Here is a 23660-nt window from a genome sequence, read left to right as displayed (position 1 = left end):
ACAAAACAATGAATCGATGATAAAATTCTTTAGAAAAATTAGGCAAAATATGCTGACTGAAAATAAATTCAGCAAATACCTGCTCTATGCCTTTGGTGAAATAATTCTCGTCGTCATTGGGATTTTAATTGCGCTTCAAGTCAATAATTGGAACGAGTTAAAAAAAGACCGATTTGTCGAACACAAACTCTTGACTGAGGTTAACGAAAACTTGGAAATCAATGCCGACCGGCTCAAAATCGACATGCAGCAGGAACTTAAATCAATAGAATCAATAGATTTTGTGGTTGACCACCTCGACAATCGGCGACCCTATGATGATTTTTTGGACACTTATTTTAGAGCTGCTTTTTTCTCTCCTGATATAGTTTTATCCACTTCAGGATTTGAATCTCTAAAATCCAAAGGATTTGGAATAGTAGAGAATGATGAAGTCAGAAAGTCCATTTTAGAATTGTTTGATGTTACCTACGCCTTCATGTTATCTCAAACCATAAGAATAGAGGATCAATTTTGGCCATCAGGTGTGATTCCTTTATTGCACAAGCATTTTAGGGTTTTGGATGATAAAAGGTTCAAGCCGGTTGATTATGAAGCTTTGCTCAATGATGAAAGTTATAAAAACATGCTTTTGCACAGAAAACACTTTAGGGAACTAGCCTACCAATTAAAATCTGAGGCTTTAGGTCAAACCGAATCTACAATGGCTTTGATTGAAAATGAATTAAATAAAAGGAAATAGTCAGTTTCATTATAAACGCAAATTGATGATCAAATTCTTTAGAAAAATACGGCAGAAACTATTAGAGGAGGGAAATCTGAAAAGATATCTCATTTATGCATTTGGAGAAATCCTGCTTGTGGTTATCGGAATTCTGATTGCGCTTCAAATCAATAATTGGAACGAAGGCAGAAAAGAATTGGCAAAAAGCCACGAGATATTGCGGGAAATAGCAGAAAACCTAGAGTACAACAATGCGCAGTTCCTACATGAAATCAAAGAAGAAGAAGCTGTAGTTAAGTCTATTGATATTGTGTTAGAAAACCTAAAAATGAAAAAAGGCTATCACGACAGTTTAGGTTTTCACTTTTTAAATGTTGCCTATTGGCCTGGTTCACTCAAGAAATCCTCAGGATANAAAAAAGGCTATCACGACAGTTTAGGTTTTCACTTTTTAAATGTTGCCTATTGGCCTGGTTCACTCAAGAAATCCTCAGGATATGAATCACTCAAGTCGCAGGGACTGGATATCATCAAATCTACCGCACTGAGAAAAGCAATCATCGATTTGTATGAAGGCAATTATCAGGAGATTGCTGAAATGGGACGAATTTCAGAGGACAACGTAGCCAACACCATGTGGCCCATGGTTACAGCACTTTTTGAAACGATGCCTTCTGTACCACATCAAGCATTTGAAAGCCTTAAAATAATTCCATTTGATTACAATGAGCTTGTAAATGCCCAAAACTATCGTGGTTTTCTAAGCTGGTGGCGACATTCAAGGGTCGTTTCCATTGAAGTGAGAATGACTGCCATAGAGCAGAACAATAAGTTGATGGCAATGATAGCGGAAGAGTTGAATAAAAAATAAGCAACGAGATCAATGATCAAATTCTTTAGAAAAATACGGCAGAAGTTGATAATTGAAGGAAATCTGAAGCGGTACCTGCTTTATGCTTTTGGAGAAATTTTGCTGGTGGTAATTGGGATACTTTTGGCACTTCAGATTAATAATTGGAATCAAAACAGACTCAACGCCAAAGAAGAACGACGCATCTATCAGGACATTACCGATGAATTTCAACTTTACAGATTTCTTTTTAAAAATGGCATTGGAACCTGGGAGACAGTGATTGGTAGCGCGGATAGTTTGTTCATGATCATCAATAATCCAGCAATTCGTCCTGCAGAGGAAAAATTGGCGATATATATCCATCAATTGACTTTGAATTGGATGTCAGGCACTTCCACTACCGTCTATGATGTGTTGGGTAGTTCTGGTGATCTTGAAATAATTTCTTCCGAATTGCTTCGAAACTCTCTTGCGGAGTTTAAATATCAGATGGAGCATTTGAAACAGTCTGAGGAGTCATATGTCCGATTCGCAGATCAGGAGTTACGACCATTTCTGAATCGCTTCGTGGATCGGTCGGCTACACGTGGTAACCGTGTGAAAGGTCAATGGATTATCACTCATCATCCATCTCCTTTTAGATCTTCTTTTGATGACCTGATTCAAAGTAGGGAATTTGCTAATCTGCTGATAGATCTTATAGATGCTTCAAACAAACTGATCAATGTTAACCGAAGACTTGAAGAAAATATTAACCAAATAGACTCCCTGATTTTGGCAAAGTATCCCTCCATGCAAGCCAAACCATATATTCCTAAATAATAAAGAAGAAAACTGCATGATCAAATTCTTCAGAAAAATAAGACAGCGATTACTGACAGAAGGTAATCTGAAACGTTACCTGATTTATGCTATCGGAGAGATTCTACTCGTTGTCATTGGGATTTTGATTGCCTTGCAGATCAACACCTGGAACGAATGGAGGAAGGATAGGATCAAAGAAGAAAACATCCTCCATGATTTGGCGAAGAATATCGAAATCAACATACAGACTTTCCAGAATGACATCAACTTGCTTGAAGAATGGGGCCGTTCAAGTGAAATAATTATTCTTGCCTTGGGAAATAAAACAGTCTACTCAGATACCTTAAGGAATCATTTTCATATGGCGAGGATAACAAAGCAAAAGCTGTTTGTTTCAAACATTGGTTTTCAAGCTTATAAGGACTATGGATTGGATTTAATTACGAATAAGAATTTGTCTGCAGAAGTCATCAAACTCTATGAATTCACCATTCCGTCTATTTTATCCACCAACGATTTGGTCAATGAGATTGATGCCGAATGGGACAATCATATCGTACAGAATTTCGATTTCGTAGAAGGGGTGGGGCTTATACCCAATGATTACGAATCCCTGTTTGCAGATCATTATTATGTCTCTTGGGTCAAAGCATATAATCAGGGAAGGAAATCTTTAATCAAAACCGATCAAACATTGATTAAAGAATGTGAAAACGTATTGCAGTTAATCCAGAATGAACTGAAAAAATCTAATTCATAATAAAAATTTTATGAAACAAATTACATGGCTTATGCTTTCTTCTTCTCTTTTACTTTTGATGGGAAGTTGTCAGGAGAAATTGGAAACCTTCACCATTCCCGAAGGCCATGTGGGCATGTTTGGTTATGGTTCTTTGATGTCCAAGAACCTGATCGAAACGGGACTCTTGGATAAGGCCTATGATGGGCCATTTTTGCCTGCCCACCTCAAAGGCTACAAGCGGTCATGGACCTTTTCATGGCCAACGGACCTTCCTTTATACAATGTAGACAGTACCTTTTCCAAAGATTATATCCTAGTGGAAGGCGATACTATCTATCCAAAATACCTGCACTACCTCAACATCCGCGAAGATCCGAATACGGTTATCAATGGCGTTCTATATATTGTTCCGCAGGCTGATTTGCCCAATTATGATGCTTGGGAGTTGGGGTATGAACGATTTGAGGTAACCGATTTGATCCAAGGGTATTCCATTGAGGGAGGTCCGGTATTCGCTTATAAGGCTCTTCCTGATTTTGAGTTGGTGCCAAATAAAGATTACACTCAAAACGTCATTGAACGCAGTTATGTGAAAATCCTTGAGGACGCTTTTAGATATTGGGGAAAGGGTTTTGAAGCTGAATATCATAAAACCACAGAACCATTTGATCCTGCTATTCTGCATGAAACCCACAAGGTCTTATTGACAGATCCTGCAATGGAGAAAGTGGAAGAATTGAAGGCGGTTTTTAAATATTGAAAGAAATCAATGATCTAAATTTCAAAAAGATGGAATGGAAAAAAAAACTAATTCTACTTATAACCATACCCTTCCTTAGTGCCATAGCTTATGCCCAAAAACCACGCGCCAGAGATTTGGGAGTTCCCTTTAACGGTACGACAGGTCAATTCAATGCCATTACCGATGTCAAAGGTGTGGAAGTGGGTTACAGCACAATCATCTCCGGAAGCGGTGAAAACATTGTGAGCAAGGGACCTGTCAGAACCGGCGTCACTGCCATTTTCCCTAGGGGCAAAGCTCAAAAATTCAGCCCCGTATTTGCCAATTGGTACAGCCTGAATGGAAACGGGGAGATGACCGGAACTACTTGAATCACCGAATCCGGCTTCTTGGAAACCCCGATCATGATCACCAATACCAACAGCGTGGGCGTCGTAAGGGATGCGGTGTTGAAGTGGTACGTGGATACCAATTGGTATCAGGGTGAGAACTGGTGGTACACGTATCCTGTGGTAGCGGAGACTTACGATGGCTTTTTGAATGATATTTATGGGTTTCATGTCAAAGAAGAGCATGTGCTCGAAGCAATCAATAATGCATCAACCGGTAAAATAGCAGAAGGAAATGTGGGTGGGGGTACCGGAATGATGTCTTTGGGATTCAAGGGCGGAACTGGTACCTCATCGAGAATCGTAAAGATTATCGATTCCACTTACACAGTTGGGGTTTTGGTACAGGCAAACTTTGGTAGAAAATCATCCCTCACGATTGCCGGGGTTCCGGTTGGAAAGGAATTGATGGACACCTTGAACAACGAATTGAAATTGCCTCCGCAATCCTATCGAAAAGAAGGAGATGGGTCGATCATTGTAGTGGTAGCGACAGACGCACCCTTACTTCCGCATCAGTTGAAGCGGATTGCAAATCGAATTCCGATAGGAATTGGGAAAACGGGAGGATATGGAACCAATGGTTCGGGGGATATTTTTATAACTTTTTCCACCGCAAATCCCGAGGCTTTTCAGCGCTATGATTTCTCAGAAGCGGACATGCTTCCAAATGATCTAATCGATCCGCTATTTGAAGCAACTGTTCAGTCTGTCGAAGAAGCCATCATCAATGCCATGATAGCAGCAGAAACCATGGAAGGCATCAATGGAAATAAGTCTTATGCATTACCTCATGGATTGCTTGTGGAAGTGCTTAAAAAATACAATCGGTTGAATAAATAAGATTGAACAAGCTGAAAATCAAATTATAAATAGATGAAATCGAGCATGACCCAAAGCGACACACAGAGGTATGGTTATAATGCATGCGAAGATTCCATCCCGTTTCCTACGTCACGGGACAGGTTATGGCCTTTAAAAATCAAATTATAACCACATGAAAAAGATCTTAGCTCTTTTAGCCTTTGCACTTTTACCTACGCTGGTAGCCGTATCGCAAACGAGAATCATTGATATGCATATTCACTCCTATACAGACAGTGATTTTGGTGAACGCGAACCTGCCGCTGACCACTATGGTGTGAAAGGAGCTGTCAATGCAGAACAACATCGCATGGAGACTTTTGCGGCATTTGAACGATTCAATATCGTGAAAGCCGTGGTCAGCGGAAATCCTGAAAGTGTGAAATATTGGAAGGAAAAGGATGACAAGAACAGAGTGATCCGGGGTATTTTGAGTTTTTCACCTGACGATCACAATATGGATATTGTCAGGTTCGAGCAAATGGTCAAAGCCGGAGAAATTGAAATTTTTGGAGAATTAGGCCCTTACTACAGCGGTACCACTTTAAGTGATTCCATTTGGCAGCCCTATCTGAAAATCTGCGATGAATATGATATACCTGTGGCTGTGCATACAGGAGGTGGCGATCCATTAGGAACGCACACTTGGGCACCAAAAGCAAGGCTACCCTTGGGCGATCCTTATCTCATTGAGGATGTGCTGGTGAAGTATCCAAAACTCAGGCTTTATATGATGCATGCCGGAGGAGAGGACTGGCCCGAGCATGCCATTCGATTGATGGCCTACTATCCCCAACTCTACACTGATATCGCAGTGTTGCTTTGGGTGGAACCCAATACCCAACGCTATGTCACAGATTTTCTTCGAAACATAAAGCATGCTGGCTATCTGGACCGTGTCATGTTTGGATCTGACCAAATGATCTGGCCTTATGCGATCGAAAAATCAATTGATTTCTTGAATAGTCTTGACTTCCTGACTGAAGAAGATAAAGAAGGTATATTCTATGGAAATGCTGCAAGGTTCTTGAAATTGGAAGAATAGTAGGAACAGAAAGCTTTAATGAGAAAAATGAAAAATTCGATTGTATTCAACCTGATTGTATTATTTGTTTTGCTTGCTGTATCGAGTTGCAGCGAAAACACTAAAAATTCCTTTAAGGATGAAACACCTGAGCAAACTATGACCCAAGCAGAAATTGAAAATGAAGCTTGGCACATGGAAGAACTGTATTGGGAGTATGTTCAGAACATTGACACAGTCTCCTATAAAACCCATTAAAATTAAAGAAGATCGATCTGGAGAGGATATCAATCGAAATTGGAAAATAGGTTGATATTGTCCTCTAAAAGGCGCAGAAATAAGTAGGTAAAAAGCTTTTTCCTGCCATTTAATTTGTTGAAAATAGTTTAATTCATTAAAAACCAAGAAGTTCTTAGCTCGGATCAAGAATTGATTTTGTATTTTGTTTTTACCAAACAGGGTTTTACCAACTATTCAAAAGGAAATGGACAGCTTCTTTCAGTCCATTAGCCTTTTTTCAGATTATCATAAGTAATTGTTCATTCAGTTTTATCAGTATTTCTCTAGCATTTGAAACTTTTTCTGCTGTCAAAGAACACAAGTTTCTAACAGCTTAGATTTTAATTTTCGATTTTATGAAGTTGAGTAAAGAAGAAACTGCCGAAGTATTACGCGTCTATGAAACTTGGTTGAGCAGTTATATTTCTGGGGACATCGAAACCTACGATTCATATTTTGATGATGCCTATAGATTTGTAGGATCTACCAATAATGAGGAGTTTTTATCCCGAAAGGAGACCACTGAATTTTTTAGAAAAACAGCGGATCAACTTGCCGGAAAAACCGAACTCAGGAATAATCTAAAAACCTTGGAAAAACATGGTGAGATCATCCTTATCTCCCATTTTTTTGATGCCTATTTTCTGAATGGCACGGACTGGATCTATTATGAACGATTTAGATTTACCTCCACACTTCATAAAACGGAGCGAGGTTATTTATTCCTATACCAGCATTTTTCAACTCCCGATACGAATGCGGAGGAAGGCGAAACCATAGGCTTTGATCAGGTCAATGCTGAAAATCGCGAATTAAGGGAAGCCGTCAAACGTCGCACTGCCGAACTGGAAAACAAAAACCGGGAATTGGAGATCGAAGCGGCTCTTGAGCGTGTGCGTGCTGTAGCCATGGGCATGAAAAAACCCGAGGATATGCTCGATGTGTGTCGGGTCATTTCGGATCAGTTGCAGGTTTTTGGAGTCGATAAAATCCGAAATGTACAGATTGCCATCATTGATGAAAATATCGGTCAATACCTCTGCTATCAGTTTTTCACTCCCTACAGCAAAACAGCTGTAGAAAAAACAGAATACCTCAAAAGTCCGGTAGAGCATGGCATGGTCAAGCAGATGCTTGCTTCACGGGACGGGTATTTTATCGGCCGATTAAGCGGTAGAGAACTCGAAGACTTTCGCTCACACCGAAAAGAAGAAAACCATTTTCCAGATCCATTTTTGGATAAAGCCACCGAATTAGATTATTGCTTTTTGTCAATCGGCGAAGGGGGACTGGGACTGACCTTGTACCAGCCAATGAAGGAGGAAATCCTGACTTTGTTCAAGCGATTTCATCAGGTATTTTCTCTGGCTTATCAGCGCTTCCTCGATCTCCAAAAAGCTGGAGCACAAGCCCGAGAAGCGCAGATTGAGGCTGCTTTAGAGCGCACTCGGACCCAAAGTATGCTGATGCAGCATTCGGATGAAATTAAATCTATTTCGAATGTATTTCATGAGCAACTTCACCTCTTGGGAATACCTTCAGAATTCTCCTATGTTTGGCTCCCGGATGAAGCTAGTCAATCCCATCAATTTTGGGCTAGTTGGTCTGAAAAAAATGAAGGAGGAACAACTCTTCAAAGCAAACAGGTTACCTACCCTCTCGACAAAACCGAACCCTATACCGCGGCATGCTATGCCGCTTGGGCCAATCCTGATGTAATTCTGGAGGAATTCATTCCTCCTTCGGAAATTGCAGGGTTTTTTGAAGTGTGGCAGGAGCTTTTAGCGGGAGCCACGAAACTGAAATCTGACTTTTTCCCAAAAGGGATTTATTATTCAGAAGCTTATATGCGCTATGGCTGTTTTGGGATCAATATCCGCCGTAAACTTTCGGAAGAAGAAAAGAATATTTTAAAACGGTTTTCTATTGAATTTGAAAGAGCATACACCCGCTTCCTCGACCTGAAAAAAGCCGAATTACAAGCAAGAGAAGCGCAAATAGAGGCAGCGCTAGAAAGAGTCAGAGCTCAGACCATGGCCATGCACAGCAGTGAGGACGTGGGGAAGTGTGTTGTCAAGATGTTCTCTGAACTTACAGCCTTGGGGGTGGATGAAGGTACCCGCTTCGGTATCGGCATCCTGAACCATGACAACGAAAACAATCAGCTTTGGACCGCTCGCAAAAATGGAGATGAAGTCAACATGCATATCGGCAACATCGATATGGCCTCCCACCCTTTGCTGAAAAGTGCCCGCAAGGCTTGGAAGGAGCAGGTTCCCTTCCACCGCTATGTATTGGAAGGCGAGGATTTGCTGAATTACTACCAGATGCTCAATAATGCTCCTGACTACAAAATTCAGATCCCGTTAGAGAAATTACCCAAAAGAGAGATCCAACACTGTTTCATTTTCGAGCATGGATTTTTTTATGCCTTCAGTCCCCGTGAATTTCAACCCGATCTGATTCACATTACAAAAAGATTCAGTTCGCTTTTTGAACAAACCTACAGACGGTATCTGGATTTAGTAAGAGCAGAAGGCCAAGCTCGTGAGGCAGAAATTGAATTGGCCCTGGAACGGGTAAGGGCAAAGACCATGGCCATGCACCATACCGAAGAACTCAAAGATGTCATACAATTGGTGTTCGACCAATTTTTGGGGTTGAAGATCCATGTTGAACATGCCGGATTTATTCTGGACTACAAGGAACAGGATGATATGCATATCTGGCTGGCAGACTTACAACAAGGAGTACCAACCGAAATCATTTTTCCCTATTTTGATTCACCACATTGGAACAGTTACCTCGAGGCAAAAGCAAAGGAAGAATCTTTCTTTGCCAACCTGCTGCCCTTTGAAGTAAAAAACAAATTCTACCAGGATCTTTTCCAATTGATTCCGGAATTGACGGAAGAAGCGAAGCAAACCATTTTCAGCAAACCGGCACTTGCCATCTCCACCGTATTGCTGGACAATGTGGGATTGTATATCGAGCACTACTTAGAGACTCCCTTTACACCCGAAGAGAATGCAATTCTGATGCGCTTTGGAAAAGTATTCCAACAGACCTACACCCGCTTTCTCGATCTGAAAAAAGCTGAAGCACAGGCCAAAGAAGCACAGATTGAAGCGGCTTTGGAGAAAGTGAGAAGCCGTTCACTTGCCATGCATTCCACAAACGAACTGGGAGAAGTGGTTACAGTCATAGTGGAGAAACTCACAGAACTGGGTGTAGTGCTGGATGCCAATGGTGTGGTGCTATGCACCTATTTTCAGGATTCAAAAGATGTATTGCACTGGATTGCATCACCTGATTTCAGTTTTGCCGGCAGTTATTTGCTACCCTATTTTGACCATTCTATTTTTAATGATGCTTGGCAATCCAAGGAAAACGGCGAGTTGTATTTTTCAAAAGCTTATTCAATTGAAGATAAAAATAGTTTTTTTGAGTATGCTTTTGAACATTCTGATTACAGGCATTTCCCGGAAGATTTTAAGCAGTGGGTATTTCAGAACGACAAACACATCCTTTCCTTTGCCTGGCAAAAAAATTCAGCCATACTCATTCCCTCGCACACCGGGGTAGTTCCTTCAACAGATGAAGTAGCCATTTTAAAACGCTTTGCCAAAGTCTTCGAGCAGGCCTACACCCGCTTCCTCGATCTACAAAAAGCAGAAGCCCAGGCCCGTGAAGCGCAGATAGAAGCAGCGTTGGAAAGAGTGAGAAGCAGGAGTATGGCCATGCATAAAAGTGAGGAACTAGCTGAAGTTTCACTCATTTTGTTTGAACAGGTTGAAAAACTTGGCATTAAGACCTGGTCAACCGGTTTTAATGTTTGGTTGGAAGACGAAACATCTTACATCGATTGGGTAGTTAACAGTGCAAGCGGAAAGTTTTTAGAACCCTACAAAGTTGATCTCACCGCTCATCCTTCCTTTATGGAGATAAGTAGTGCTAAAAAACAAGCAGAGGATTTTTTTGTACATGAAACTGAAGGTGAAACGTTAGAGGAACTTTATCGCCTTCTTTCCCAGATGGCGAAAACTCAATTTGAGGATATTGTTAAAGCAGGTTTTCAACTGCCAGAACATCAAATTAATCACTATGTATTTGGTTCTAAGGTGAGCCTGATGTTTATAACTTTCGATCCTTGTCCTGAAGCTCATGATATTTTCAAGCGTTTCGGAAAAGTTTTTGAACAAACCTATACCCGATTTTTGGATCTTCAAAAAGCAGAAGCACAAGCCAGAGAATCACAAATTCAATTGGCATTAGAGAGAGTTCGAGCCAGAACCATGGCTATGCAGCACAGTGATGAGCTGATGGAAACATCAGAATTGATGTTTGGGCAAATAATAAATCTGGGTATTGAATTATGGTCTTGCGGATTTAGCTTATGGTATGATGATGACAGTTATTTTTTAGGGTACAATCCGGGGCCACATGGGAAATTGGGCAATCCACTTAAAATCCCACTTACAGAAGATATATTCTTCACCACAATTCGTGAGGCTAAACGTAGGGGTGATGAATTCCTTGTATTCGAATCCGAAGGAGAATCACTGGTAGAAACCTATCGCTACATGGATGGCCTTCCGGTGGTAGGTGAAACCATGCGGGGCTTTGTGGAAGCAGGATTTCCTCTTCCAACATTCCAAGTGACTCATTGTGGATTTTTCTCAAATGGTCACTTGATGTTCATTACGAAAGAACCCAATTCGGAAGCGGTTGATATTTTCAAGCGCTTCACTAAGGTTTTTAATCAAACATATACCCGCTTTCTCGATCTGCAAAAAGCAGAAGAGCAAGTTCGTGAAGCACAGATTGAAGCAGCCTTAGAGCGGGTTCGATCCAGAAGTTTGGCGATGCATAAAACTGCTGAACTACAAAGTGTGATCCATACAGTTCACCAAGAGTTGCTTAATCTGAACATATCCATTTCTGGTGGATCTTTTATAGTAATCAACAGTGAAATTGATAATGAAATCCATTGCTGGGGCTCAGGAGGTACTGCAGACACTTCAGACAAAGTTCGTATCCCTCGCTTTGAAAAGCCATTCTATACTCACCTATTAACCGGGATAAAAAGTGGTCCGGGGTTTTTCACCGAGGAATATAGCCGAGAAGAGAAAATAGAATTTTTCACCTTTTTATTTCAGCAGCAGCCTTGGTCAAAACTGAGTGCCAAAGAGAAAAAAAATACGCTATCAGCACCGGGCGGATATACACGATCTTGTGCTGTATCTAAGCATACAAGTATTTTTATAATCAACCACTTTGGAGAAAAATTTTCTGAAGCTGAAAATGCTATTCTCAAACGTTTTGGAAAAGTCTTCGAGCAAGCCTATACCCGCTTCCTAGATCTCCAAAAAGCTGAGGCCCAGGCGAGGGAAGCACGGATTGAGGCGGCTTTGGAAAGAGTAAGAAGCCGCACCATGGCCATGCAGAGCAGTTCTGAGTTGGGTAATGTGGCTTCAGAGTTGTTTGCACAAATGAATCAACTGGTAACCAATCTTTGGACTTGTGGATTTGTGCTGTGCGAAAAAGACCGGGATGAAGACGAATGGTGGCTTAGTATGGATGGGGACTTTACCCGTGGTTTTTTTCTATCCAACGTTGGCGATTACGCACATGCCACACTGTATGAGGGATGGTTGAAAGGTGAAGCATTGAGGGCTGTGCAATTGGATGGCGAAACGCTTCAGCAGCATTATGACTGGCTGATGGAAATTCCAGTGTCACGCGCAATATTTGAAGAGATGGATGCTGCCGGCCTTGCACGCCCGGATTGGCAGAAGTTGCATGCAGCTTATTTTTCTAAAGGGTACCTAGTATTAATTACAAGAGAACCTTGCGGCGAGGAAGAAATATTTAAGCGATTTGCGCAGGTATTTGATCAAACCTACACGCGTTTTCTCGATCTCCAAAAAGCAGAAGCGCAGGCCCGAGAAGCACAAGTCAATCTTGCTGTAGAACGGGTACGAGCACGTGCATTAGCGATGTTCAAATCTGAAGAAATACTGCAAGTTGTGCACAAACTGAAGGATGAGATTATGAGCCTCAATATCCCAAACGTAGCTGCGGCCACCATTCATCTTAAAGAATCGGATGGCATGTGCCGGGTTTGGGATTTAACCTCCCTTGAAATAGAAGACGACGGCCTCCACCTTCCATTGGATATTCGTTTCCGCCTCGAGGATACCAATCCGGGTTTCTTTATGAGAAGGGTATGGGAAAATGATTCGGACTACTTTGTGGTGGTACAGGAAGAAGCCGACTATAAACACACCGTGCAATGGCTGCGCGATAATGCCTTGCATGAACAGGCGAACGAAGCCGAAGCATTTTTCAAATCTACACAACTCCCAAAAGTGTACCATCCAACTGTTCCATTGAACAATGGAAGGATGTGTATAGACTTGCTGGATTCACCCACGCCAGAAGTAGCCTCCATTCTTACAAAAATGGCTGGCGCTTTTGATTTGGCTTATAAGCGATTTGAAGATCTGCAAAAAGCCGAAGCACAGACTAGGGAAGCAGAGATTCAGTTGGCACTGGAAAGGGTTCGTGCACGAAGCCTCGCCATGCACCGAAGTGAGGAACTGGCGGATCTTTCACTTGAGTTGGTCAAGCAGGTGCAGACTTTGGGCATGGAAAGCTGGTTTTGTGCATTTAACATTTACGATGATGACCCTAGAGGATCTGTGGAATGGGGAAGCAATGGTCAGGGTACTTTTCCTCAATACAGAACTCCACGGGAAGGCGTATTTCTGCGGTATTTTGAAGCGGGTCAAAGAGGAGAAACGCTCTTAGTCAATGAAATCGGGGAGGAAGCCTGTCCTGCCCATTACGAATACCTGTGCAGTTTGCCAGGGGTAGGAGAACAATTGCTTCAGATGAAGGCAGCCGGAATCCCGTTTCCAACCTCGCAGATTGACCATGTGGCATTTTTCAAATACGGGTATGTCCTCTTTATCACCTATGAGCCCGCCCCTGAATCACATGATATTTTCAAACGCTTCGCAAATGTTTTTGAGCAATCCTACACCCGCTTCCTCGACCTTCAAAAAGCAGAAGCACAGGCAAGGGAGGCGCAGATTGAAGCAGCTTTGGAAAAAGTGCGCTCTCGCTCTATGGGCATGCAAAATAGTGAAGAACTTACAGAAGTGATCGCACAGATAAATGCGGAAATCACCAATCTGGGCATCCGGTCAGATAACACAACATTGATAACCGATATAAAGCTGAATGAAAAATCAGGTTCCTATTGCACGTGGTTTTCAATACCGGGAAAAATATACAGCAATAAATTTCATATTCCGCGAATGCAACATCGGCTATTTGAAAAAATGGAAGAAGCTTACCGGAAAAAAATAGAATTTTTTACCATAAGCATTACAAAAGAAGAAAAGGATCGATATTTAAACTTCGCCTTTGCTGAATCTGATTTAAAATCTCTTCCCGAGGCAAGGAAAGAGTTTCTTTTAAATGCTCCCGGATGGACTCAATCCGTAGTTTTACATAAAAATTCCGGATTGGTGCTAAATAGGTTTAGCAATGAGGCATTTTCAGAGGAAGAGAATGCAGTTGCCATCCGATTTGGCCAGGTATTCGAGCAAACCTACACCCGCTTTCTTGACCTGCAAAAAGCAGAAGCTCAGACCCGGGAAGCAAAAATAGAAGCCGCCCTTGAAAAAGTCCGCTCGCGCACCATGGGCATGCAGAGCAGTAATGAATTGCCAGAGGTTGCCAATCTGTTGTTTTTAGAAGTACAGGGATTAGGTATACCGGCCTGGAGCTGTGGCTATTGTATTTTATTGGAAGACCGTAAGTCGAGTACCTGCATCATGAGCAGTGAAGGCACCCTTCAAAAGCCTTTTTTACTTCCACATTATGGCGAAGTTTCTTTTGAGGAATGGAACAATTTTGTACAGGGTGATCAGACCTTTTTTACTCAGGAATTGGGAGGAAATGCCATTGAGAGTCACTATAACTTCATGAAATCCCTCCCTCAATTAACCCCGATATTTAAAGATATCAAAGATGCCGGGCTTTCCCTCCCCACCTACCAAATCAACCACCTTTGCAAATTCAACCAGGGATTTATTCTGTTCATCACCTATGAAAAGGTGCCCGAATCCCATGCGGTTTTCAAACGCTTCACCAACGTATTTGACCAAACCTATACCCGATTCCTAGACCTGAAAAAAGCAGAAGCTCAGGCAAGAGAAGCACAAATAGAAAATGCCTTGGAAAAAGTCCGCTCAAGGTCATTGGCGATGCAAAGCCCCGATGAACTAATTGAAGTCGCTCAATTGCTTCGGGAAGAAATGGGAGTATTAGGGGTGGAAGAACTGGAAACAAGCTCGATCTACATTCACGATGATAACAACGGTTCGACGCAATGTTGGTTTACAATAAAGAATTCCGAAAATCCCGGCAAGTCAGTTACCGACCAAATGACTCTTGACCTTCAGGATACTTGGGTGGGAAGGAAAATGCTTGATTTTTATCGATCTCCTTCCAATCAGACTTCCATTCTGATGCAGGGTGAGCAACGAATTGAATGGATCCGCTATTGCGAAGAAAAATCCGACCTGTTTGGTACCAGCAATTTTTATGGAGAAACTATTCCCGATCGTACCTATCATTTGTACAAATTTTCCAATGGCTACATCGGTGCCGCTGCTCCCGGAGAGATTTCGACTGAAAGCTGGGAACTTTTGAAACGAGCAACGGCAGTATTTTCATTTGCTTATACCCGTTTCAGGGATTTACAAATGGCCGAAGCCAGTGCTCGGACCGCCGTGCGACAGGCTTCTTTGGATCGGGTTCGTGCAGAAATTTCTTCGATGCGGCATGTTGATGATCTTGACAGAATCACCCCGCTTTTCTTTCATGAACTGACTACGCTGGGCATTCCATTTATTCGCTGTGGGGTGTTCATCATCCACGAGAAGCAAGAAATTGTAGAAGCTTATCTTTCCTCACCTGATGGCAATTCGCTTGGAATTTTAAGACTTCCCTTTCGGGCGAGCGAACTCACCTTTCAGACAGTCGAAGCATGGCGAAAAGGTGTGGTTTACCGACAGCACTGGAATAAGGAAGATTTTATCCAATGGATCAACCAATTGATGGAGCAGGATCAGATCCAAGACAGCAATACTTATCAGGGCGCTGCTGCACCTCCCGAATCGCTTGATCTTCATTTTGTTCCTTTCACACAGGGAATGCTCTATGTAGGTGCAGTGAATCCTCTGCAGGAAAATGAATTGGAATTGGTACAAGCTCTGGCAAAGGCTTTTTCAATTGCCTATGCCCGATACGAGGATTTTGTAAAACTGGAACAGGCTAAAGTGGAAATTGAGTCGGCAATGATTGAACTCAAAGCCACTCAATCCCAACTCGTCCAACAGGAAAAACTTGCCTCCCTCGGTCAACTTACTGCAGGTATCGCCCACGAGATCAAGAACCCGCTGAATTTTGTAAATAACTTCTCCGAGGTGTCGATTGAACTGGTTGATGAGGCAATTGAGGAAAGAAGCAAAGGTCCCGAAGCAAGGGATGAGTCTTTGGTGGATGAAATTCTGGTAGACATCAAGTCAAACCTCAAAAAAGTACACGAGCATGGGTCGCGTGCCAATGGCATTGTGACTTCGATGCTTCAGCATTCCCGAGGAGGTTCGGGCAAAATAGACCCAACCGATCTAAATGCCTTGATCAAGGAATATGTTAACCTAAGTTTTCATGGAATGCGGGCAGCAAAGAATCCGATCGATGTCGAAATCGCCTTTGAGCTCGATGATGAGATTGCTAATGTTCCGATCATCAAAGAGGACTTTATCCGAGTGATAATCAATTTGTGCAATAATGCTTTTGACGCCATGCGGGGGAAAGTTTTAAAGACGGGAGACGGAAGACGGGAGATAGAAGATGGTTTCTCTGTTGCTAAGTACGATCCTAGATTGAATGTGACAACTAGTTTTGAGAAAGGACAAGTTCGAATAGCTATCCAAGACAATGGATCCGGAATTCCCAACGACATCAAAGACAAAATTCTACAGCCTTTCTTCACCACCAAAAAAGGAACAGAGGGAACGGGATTGGGATTGAGCATTACGCATGATATTGTGAAGGCGCATGGGGGGGAGTTGAAGGTGGAAACTAAAGAGGGTGTTGGTACTACGTTTATAATTGAATTAGAAAAAAGGCAGGGGCATGGATTCTAAAAAGAAAAAAAACCTGGAAGAGACCTACGAGCGGATCCTAAATGTGGGCTTCTGTATAGTTCCCTATGAAGATATATCGGATATCATAGGTCCCGACCCTATGGTATACGGCACTGCAAAAGATGAAAGGATCCTTTCCTTTGAAGGCGTGGAGGCTTTGTTCAAATCCCAGTATGAACAAATGGGAAACATGAAGCCAGGTTATGAGCGCAAACGTATTGCCCTGCGGATATCAAACGGTGGAAACAATGCCAGCATCATAGAAGAACTTACGTTTACACTTTCTTCTGATGAAGAAATTCATACCATCTTTATGCGGGCTACATGTGTGATGGAATACCTGGAAAACCAATGGAAACTCACCCACTGGCACACTTCAACTCCTGTAGATACGGAAAATGATCCATGGCACATGGAGGAGTGGAAACGGGAAAAAGAGAAGCTCCAGCAGCTAGTCGATGAGCAGACAGCGGCATTAAAGCAAAATAACCGTGAATTACAGATCGAAGCGGCTTTGGAAAAAATACGTTCCAGCTCTTTGGCAATGCAAAAAACCGATGATTTACGGGACGTAGTAAAGGTGCTGTTTGAGCAAATGCAAGGGCTAAGTGTGGATATGGGTTTTGCATCGGTAAGCATTTTTATTTTTGAAGATGGATCCCGGAATATCAGGCAATGGCTGCCCTTTCCGGATGGGGTTTCTTCGCTTAGTGTACCCTATTTTGACCACCCGATCTCTTCCGACCTTTTTGATGCGAAGGAAAGTGGGGAAGATTTTTTCACAAAGATTTATACGCTTGAAGAAAAGAATACCTGGATAGAACATGGTTTTGAGCATACGGATTACAAAGACCTTCCTGTAGAATTTAAATCTTCTCTACTCCAGGCTCCAGGCTATGCCATGACCATCACGCTTGCTAAGAATTCGGGAATATGCATTCCCAGTTTTGAAGGCAAACTTCTTTTGCCTGAGGATATTAAAATCATGAAAAGGGTGGGCAAAGTTTTCGAACAAGCCTACACCCGCTTCCTCGACATCCAAAAAGCTGAAGAACAGGCAAGGGAAGCACAAATTGAAGCATCCCTGGAAAGAGTAAGAAGTCGTGCCATGGCAATGCATAAAAGCGAGGAGCTCACAGAAGCCGGGGAATTGTTATATAAAGAGCTTACCAAACTGGGCATAGAAAACCTCACAATTGGTTATGTGCTTTTCAATGAAAATGCTACTATAGGTTACAGTCATGGTGTCAATCCTATGACTAGCCGCATCCGGCACTTACCTGTAGGAATACCCCATAATGAAACCTGGGTAATGAAGTCAATTGTCGCAAGCTGGAAAAAGAAGAAACCTTTGTTGGTTCTAGAATTAGATCCGAAGGAAACAATAGCCCATCAGACATTTATAGCCGAACGAAGTTCGAACTTCCCTATTTCTGTGGAACAGTTATTATCTCTATCACCTGAAAGACTAAAAGTTCATGTATTCAATTTTTTTCAGGGTTACTTATTGATTGTGGGCGGAACCTTGTTGACTGAGGCACAACAGGAAATGGTCACACGATTTGCAAAAGTATTTGAACAAACTTACACCCGATTCTTAGATCTGCAAAAAGCAGAAGCACAGGCAAGGGAAGCGCAGATTGAAGCGGCTTTGGAAAGAGTGCGAAGCCGCTCTATGGCCATGCATAAAAGTAATGAACTCCGTTCCGTTGTCAATACGCTTTACGGCGAATTGCAAAGTTTGCAGGTAAACTTTCATGTGGTGGGTATTCAATTATTACCCGATCCCTCCATGGACATCCATATGTGGTTGAGCACAGCAGATGGACTGTATGACAATATTATTTATTGGCCTTTCTCAGACCTGCCTGTGTTTCATGAAATTTATAAAGCACGAACCACAGGTGATATGTTGAAATACACCATGTTCGAAACCACCACACAAGAATTTTTCGAGGAATATTTTAAGATTGAAGGGGTTCCGCAGGCCCGTAAGATTGCTTTACAAAATGTGAAGTTGATAGACATAGCTGGCGCCTATCAGCAACTTACCGGAATATTCCTGATGCGATATACAGAGGGTTCCTTTTCAGAATATGAAAAGGATATCATCAGGCGATTTTCAAAAGTCTTTGAACAAACCTATACCCGCTTTCTCGATATCCAAAAGGCGGAAGCACAAGCTCGGGAGGCGCAGATCGAATCGGCTTTGGAGCGGGTTCGATCACGAACCATGGCCATGCACAGCAGTCAGGATGTCGATATTACGGTAACCACACTTTTTGATGAATTACTCAAACTTGGCGTAGATAAATCTATCCGCTCAGGAATCGGAATACTGGACAAATCCAGAAGAATGGAAGTTTGGACCGCCTCCACCAATCCATCAGGACAAACGGCCCTTGATAAGGGTATTTTGGATATGGGAATACATCAATTATTGATAGAAGTCCAAGAAGCATGGGAAGCCAAAAAACCTACTCATTCCTATGAATTGGTAGGCGATGATTTGATCAAGTACTTTAAAGCAATCAACGAGGCCCCGGAATATTCCCTTCAGGTAGATCTTGAAAAATTACCCGGAAAAATTACCCACTACGATTTCTTTTTCCCAGAAGGGTTTCTTTTTGCTTTTTCTCCCACTCCCCTATCTGCCGAAATATCAAGAGTATTTATGCGCTTTGCCTCCGTATTTGGCCAAACGTACAGACGATTCCTTGATCTCCAAAAAGCCGAAGCTCAAGTAAGAGAAGCGCAGATTGAAGCTGCATTGGAGCGGGTCCGGTCCAGAAGCTTAGCGATGCATTCCAGTGATGAATTTGTGGATGCCTCAGATGTCATGGTCAATCAATTGAAAGAATTGGGAATTGATACACTACGTATAGGAATAGGAATTATCAATAAAGAAGATGATAGCACTGAGATTTGGTCCAAGTCCGAAATTGAGGGTAAGGTAAAAAACACCATAATTGGGATTGTCCCTAGCGGATTGCATCCCATTTTTGATCAAACCGTGGATGCATGGAAAAAAAACAAATCCTTCTACTCCAGCACAAGAATAGGAGATGAGGTAAAGGAATACTATCAAAAGTTGGATGCTTTTCTTTCTTACCCTGAGCGAAAAAAATTTAATGAGCGGGAAACCATGACCGCATTCTTTTTCCCTCTTGGATCACTTAATGTGATATCCCTGGATCCTCTAAAAGAAGAAGATTGTGCGATCATGATACGTTTTGCAAAAGTATTTGGTCAGATCTATCAGCGCTTCAGAGACCTTCAAAAAGCAGAAGCACAGGCAAGAGAAGCACAGATTGAAGCAACTTTGGAGCGAGTCAGATCACATGCTATGGGTTTGCGAAAAAGTGATGAATTGGAAAACATCATTACAGTTATTTTTGAAGAATTACAAAAGATGGGCTTGTCCCTCTACGAGTGTAGTATTTTTCTAAGAAATGGGAATTCCCGCGAGTTTTCAGTTTGGGGGAAAAGCAATTCAACCAAAGACGAGTTCCTGACCAATTATCAGTTTCATTTTGTGGATCATCCCTTCCTAAATGCGGTTCTCCAAGATCTGGATCTTAACCTCCCTTATCGGGAGTTTACCATGGACCAGGGAGAAATCAGATCCTATGCGGATCTGATTTTTGAACTACCAGCCTTCAAAGACAGCTCACCGGAATACAAAGACTCGTTCTATTCCTTGACTCAAGTATATGGAGCTCAGGCGCTATTTCAACATGGCTTTTTAGAGGCCGTAGGTATGGAACCCCTCCCAGGAGATTTACCGGAGGTGCTGAAGCGTTTTTCTCAAGTAATCGACCTGACCTACACCCGCTTCCTCGATCTACAAAAAGCCGAAGAGCAAGCTCGAGAAGCTGAGATACAACTGGCTCTGGAACGAGTCCGGGCCAGAACTATGGCCATGCACAAAAGTGATGAACTATCTCAAACTGCGGCTGTACTTTTTGAACAATTACAGGTGCTTGGAAATACACCTGAACGAATAAATCTGGGAATTTTCAAAGAAGAATCATGCACCATTGAATGGTGGATCACGACTCAGGAAGGCCACCAGATAAGTACTAATTTTTTCACAAAGTTTGAGGATCATTTTGTTTTTCCTACCATGCTGAACACATGGAAAGCGAAGGAAAAATCGACTGTGATAACCCTTTCCGGAGTTGCTGTGACCGATTGGATACGATACATTACCCAGCAAATAGGAATGCCGGTCAATCCGGGTTTAATCAAGGAAAAAAGGATTATCAGCTGTGCGTTTTTTTCCCAGGGATTGATTGGAACAACGACCTCTGAACCTCTGTCACTAGGTATCATTCACTTGCTGGAAAGATTTGCGAGTGTATTCGAACAAGCCTACACCCGATTCCTCGACCTCCAAAAAGCCGAAGCTCAAGCGAGAGAGGCAACCAAGCAAGCCTCGCTGGACCGTGTCCGTGGCATAATTGCCAGCATGCGATCAGCTGCTGACCTTGAGCTGATTACGCCATTAATATTCAAGGAACTGACAATTTTGGGGGTACCCTTTATCCGCTGTGGAGTTTTTATCATCGATGAAAAACAAGAATTAATCAACGCCTACCTTTCCTCTCCTGAGGGGAATTCTCTTGGAGTGTTAAGGCTCCACTACTGTGTAAGCGAATTGACTCAAGGCACCGTAGATGCCTGGCGGAAAGGTGAGGTTTACCGACAGCACTGGAACAAGATGGATTTTATTCATTGGATCAACATCATGATGGAGCAAGATCAGATCCAGGACAGCAGGACTTATCAAGGGGCAGCGGTACCTCCGGAATCGCTCGATTTGCATTTCGTTCCTTTTGCCCAAGGGATGCTCTATGTGGGGGCTATCAGTCCCTTGGATAAAAAGGAGTTAGAGTTAGCAATGTCTCTCGCAAAAGCATTTTCTATCGCCTATGCCCGATACGAGGATTTTGAAAAACTCGATAAGGCAAAATCAGAAATCGAATCTGCCCTTTCCGAACTCAAGGCCACTCAATCCCAGCTCGTCCAACAGGAAAAACTCGCCTCCCTCGGTCAGCTTACCGCCGGCATCGCGCACGAGATCAAGAACCCGCTGAACTTTGTGAATAACTTCTCGGAGGTATCGATGGAACTTATCGAAGAAGCGCTGGAAGAAATTGGACAGATTGAGGACAACCAACATGCCACAGAATCCGCCGAAATCCTGTACGACATCAAATCCAATCTCACCAAAATTCACGAACACGGCACCCGTGCCAACGGCATCGTGACTTCAATGCTTCAGCACTCTCGAGGAGGTTCGGGCAAAATTGACTCGACCGACCTCAATGCTTTGGTCAAGGAATATGTCAACCTCAGTTTTCATGGAATGCGGGCAGCAAAGAATCCGATCGATGTCGAAATCGACTTTGAGCTCGATTCTGAAATTACTGATGTTCCGATGATCAAAGAGGACTTTATCCGGGTGATAATCAATTTGTGCAATAATGCTTTTGACGCCATGCGGGGAAAGGTTTATCAGACGGAAGACCGAAGACCGAAGACGGAAGAAGGTGATACTGGTAATGTTTACAATCCTAGATTGACGGTGACGACAAATTTAAAAAATGGACAAGCTCAGGTAGCTATTAAAGACAATGGCCCAGGCATCCCCGACGACATTAAAGACAAAATCCTGCAGCCTTTCTTTACCACCAAAAAAGGAACAGAGGGAACGGGATTGGGGCTAAGCATTACCCATGATATCATCAAGGCTCACGGGGGAGAATTAGAAATCGAAACTTCTATCAACAAAGGGACAACTTTTATAATCAAACTAAGCAAATGAACGCCAAATCAATCAAAGGAAAAACACCTTCAGAAATACAAAAAGTATTGGAGGAAAGCATAAGTGATGCCAACCAGGCTGATGGGCAGGATTTCAAACCAACCCTTGCCATCATCATGATAAGCAACATGGAAGATGCGGAATCACTCCGCTCTATTTTTGGGAAACAGGGCATTGCAATTTTCGGGGTAACAGCACCTCAAAAATTTTCCGAAGACGGAATTACAGAAGATGATATCCTAGTGATGCTCTTGGATATAAAACCGGACAATTTCAAAATAGTATTAAACGATTACGAGGGATCTTCTGCTTATGAAGCCGGGTATAAAACAGGGTTAGCCGGGAAGGAAGCTTTTCCGAATCCGGGCTTCATCATTTCACCATTGGATTTCAGAGTTTCCAACGATGAACTAATCAGAGGATTGACGGATGCGGCAGGCCGTGATATCATGATTGCGGGTGGCGGTAGTGGTGATCCGGCTGATTTTTCAGGGGTCGTTTTTACCAATGATGCATCAAGTAAAGGGGGCTTGCTAGCACTCATTCTTGATCAGGACAAGGTTGCGATAAGCGGTCTGGCAGTTTCTGGGTGGAAACCGGTTGGTACAACCAAAACAATTACCAAAAGTGAAGGTTCCTGGGTTTTCACCATTGATAATGAACCGGCTATGAAGGTCATTCAAAGATTCTTAGGGAATGATATAGTAAGGGCGAATTCAGAAGGAAGTGGATTTATTCCAACAGACCTGGGCTATCCATTACAGTTTGAGAGGGCATCAGGAAATCCTATTATGAAGCCTGCATTGTTTTTTAATCCTGCCGATCAATCCGTCATGATTGCAGGTGATGTAAATGAAGGAGATCAATTCCGTTTTTCCCTGCCACCGGATTTTGATGTGATTGACAAAGTGATTGAAAGTACTAGGATCAGAAAAGAAAAGGAGATGCCGGATGCCGATGTGTTGTTGGTTTTTTCATGTGTAGGAAGATTAGGGACTTTCGGCCCTTTGATATCCACAGAAATAGAAGGATTGGCATCCACCTGGGGCAAACCCATGATTGGCTTTTTTTCACTGGGTGAATTTGGGAAATTGGACGAAGGCCGCTCTGAATTTCAGGGAACAACAGTAAGCTGGGTGGCCTTGAAAGAAAAATAGTAATCCTAACAAAACACTGAACC

The 23660-nt window shown here is 42.5% G+C and carries 10 protein-coding genes and 1 pseudogene; all 11 read left to right on the top strand.

From position 1 onward, the window contains the following. The first annotated feature begins 49 nt into the window (after positions 1-49). The 11 genes and pseudogenes from U3A58_RS18285 (at position 50) to U3A58_RS18235 (ending at position 23637) form a co-directional block, all read left to right on the top strand. Positions 50-742, top strand: a complete 693-nt coding sequence (locus U3A58_RS18285; RefSeq protein ID WP_323825843.1) for a DUF6090 family protein — start codon at positions 50-52, stop codon at positions 740-742. A gap of 25 nt (positions 743-767) precedes the next feature. Beyond that, on the top strand, positions 768-1595 hold the full coding sequence (locus tag U3A58_RS18280; RefSeq protein ID WP_323825842.1) for a DUF6090 family protein: 828 nt from the start codon (positions 768-770) through the stop codon (positions 1593-1595). Positions 1596-1607: 12 nt separating this feature from the next. Then, the gene (locus U3A58_RS18275) at positions 1608-2399 is read left to right on the top strand and encodes a hypothetical protein (protein ID WP_323825841.1); all 792 of its coding nucleotides are present in this window, start codon (positions 1608-1610) and stop codon (positions 2397-2399) included. A 16-nt stretch (positions 2400-2415) separates the two neighbouring features. Further along, positions 2416-3141 carry a hypothetical protein gene (locus U3A58_RS18270; protein WP_323825840.1) on the top strand — a complete coding sequence of 242 codons (726 nt, stop codon included), beginning with the start codon at positions 2416-2418 and terminating at the stop codon, positions 3139-3141. Between the two features lie 10 nt (positions 3142-3151). After that, the gene (locus U3A58_RS18265; protein ID WP_323825839.1) at positions 3152-3883 is read left to right on the top strand and encodes a gamma-glutamylcyclotransferase family protein; all 732 of its coding nucleotides are present in this window, start codon (positions 3152-3154) and stop codon (positions 3881-3883) included. A gap of 29 nt (positions 3884-3912) precedes the next feature. Beyond that, positions 3913-5097, top strand: a pseudogene (locus U3A58_RS18260) (DmpA family aminopeptidase). 154 nt (positions 5098-5251) lie between these two features. Beyond that, a complete protein-coding gene (locus tag U3A58_RS18255; RefSeq protein ID WP_323825838.1) occupies positions 5252-6163 on the top strand; it encodes an amidohydrolase family protein in 912 nt (303 codons plus the stop codon). Between the two features lie 27 nt (positions 6164-6190). Beyond that, complete coding sequence (locus tag U3A58_RS18250; RefSeq protein WP_323825837.1) at positions 6191-6400, top strand: hypothetical protein; 210 nt, start codon at positions 6191-6193, stop codon at positions 6398-6400. Positions 6401-6777: 377 nt separating this feature from the next. Next, on the top strand, positions 6778-16650 hold the full coding sequence (locus U3A58_RS18245; protein WP_323825836.1) for an ATP-binding protein: 9873 nt from the start codon (positions 6778-6780) through the stop codon (positions 16648-16650). Beyond that, a complete protein-coding gene (locus U3A58_RS18240) occupies positions 16640-22480 on the top strand; it encodes an ATP-binding protein (protein ID WP_323825835.1) in 5841 nt (1946 codons plus the stop codon). The genes U3A58_RS18245 and U3A58_RS18240 overlap by 11 nt, the downstream gene beginning before the upstream one ends. Continuing rightward, a complete protein-coding gene (locus U3A58_RS18235) occupies positions 22477-23637 on the top strand; it encodes an FIST signal transduction protein (RefSeq protein ID WP_323825834.1) in 1161 nt (386 codons plus the stop codon). The genes U3A58_RS18240 and U3A58_RS18235 overlap by 4 nt, the downstream gene beginning before the upstream one ends. The last annotated feature ends 23 nt before the right edge of the window (positions 23638-23660 follow it).

Source organism: Algoriphagus persicinus, from assembly GCF_035156415.1.
Classification (GTDB): Bacteria; Bacteroidota; Bacteroidia; order Cytophagales; family Cyclobacteriaceae; genus Algoriphagus; species Algoriphagus persicinus.
Note: the sequence above shows the minus strand (reverse complement) of the source record. Positions and strands in the feature narration are given on the sequence as shown.

Bases quoted from the DNA above. Each gene is read 5' to 3' on its own strand.
- U3A58_RS18275 (WP_323825841.1), top strand. From the start codon at position 1,608: ATGATCAAATTCTTTAGAAAAATACGGCAGAAGTTGATAATTGAAGGA.
- U3A58_RS18255 (WP_323825838.1), top strand. From the start codon at position 5,252: ATGAAAAAGATCTTAGCTCTTTTAGCCTTTGCACTTTTACCTACGCTG.
- U3A58_RS18235 (WP_323825834.1), top strand. From the start codon at position 22,477: ATGAACGCCAAATCAATCAAAGGAAAAACACCTTCAGAAATACAAAAA.
- U3A58_RS18265 (WP_323825839.1), top strand. From the start codon at position 3,152: ATGAAACAAATTACATGGCTTATGCTTTCTTCTTCTCTTTTACTTTTG.
- U3A58_RS18245 (WP_323825836.1), top strand. From the start codon at position 6,778: ATGAAGTTGAGTAAAGAAGAAACTGCCGAAGTATTACGCGTCTATGAA.
- U3A58_RS18270 (WP_323825840.1), top strand. From the start codon at position 2,416: ATGATCAAATTCTTCAGAAAAATAAGACAGCGATTACTGACAGAAGGT.
- U3A58_RS18240 (WP_323825835.1), top strand. From the start codon at position 16,640: ATGGATTCTAAAAAGAAAAAAAACCTGGAAGAGACCTACGAGCGGATC.
- U3A58_RS18285 (WP_323825843.1), top strand. From the start codon at position 50: ATGCTGACTGAAAATAAATTCAGCAAATACCTGCTCTATGCCTTTGGT.
- U3A58_RS18250 (WP_323825837.1), top strand. From the start codon at position 6,191: ATGAAAAATTCGATTGTATTCAACCTGATTGTATTATTTGTTTTGCTT.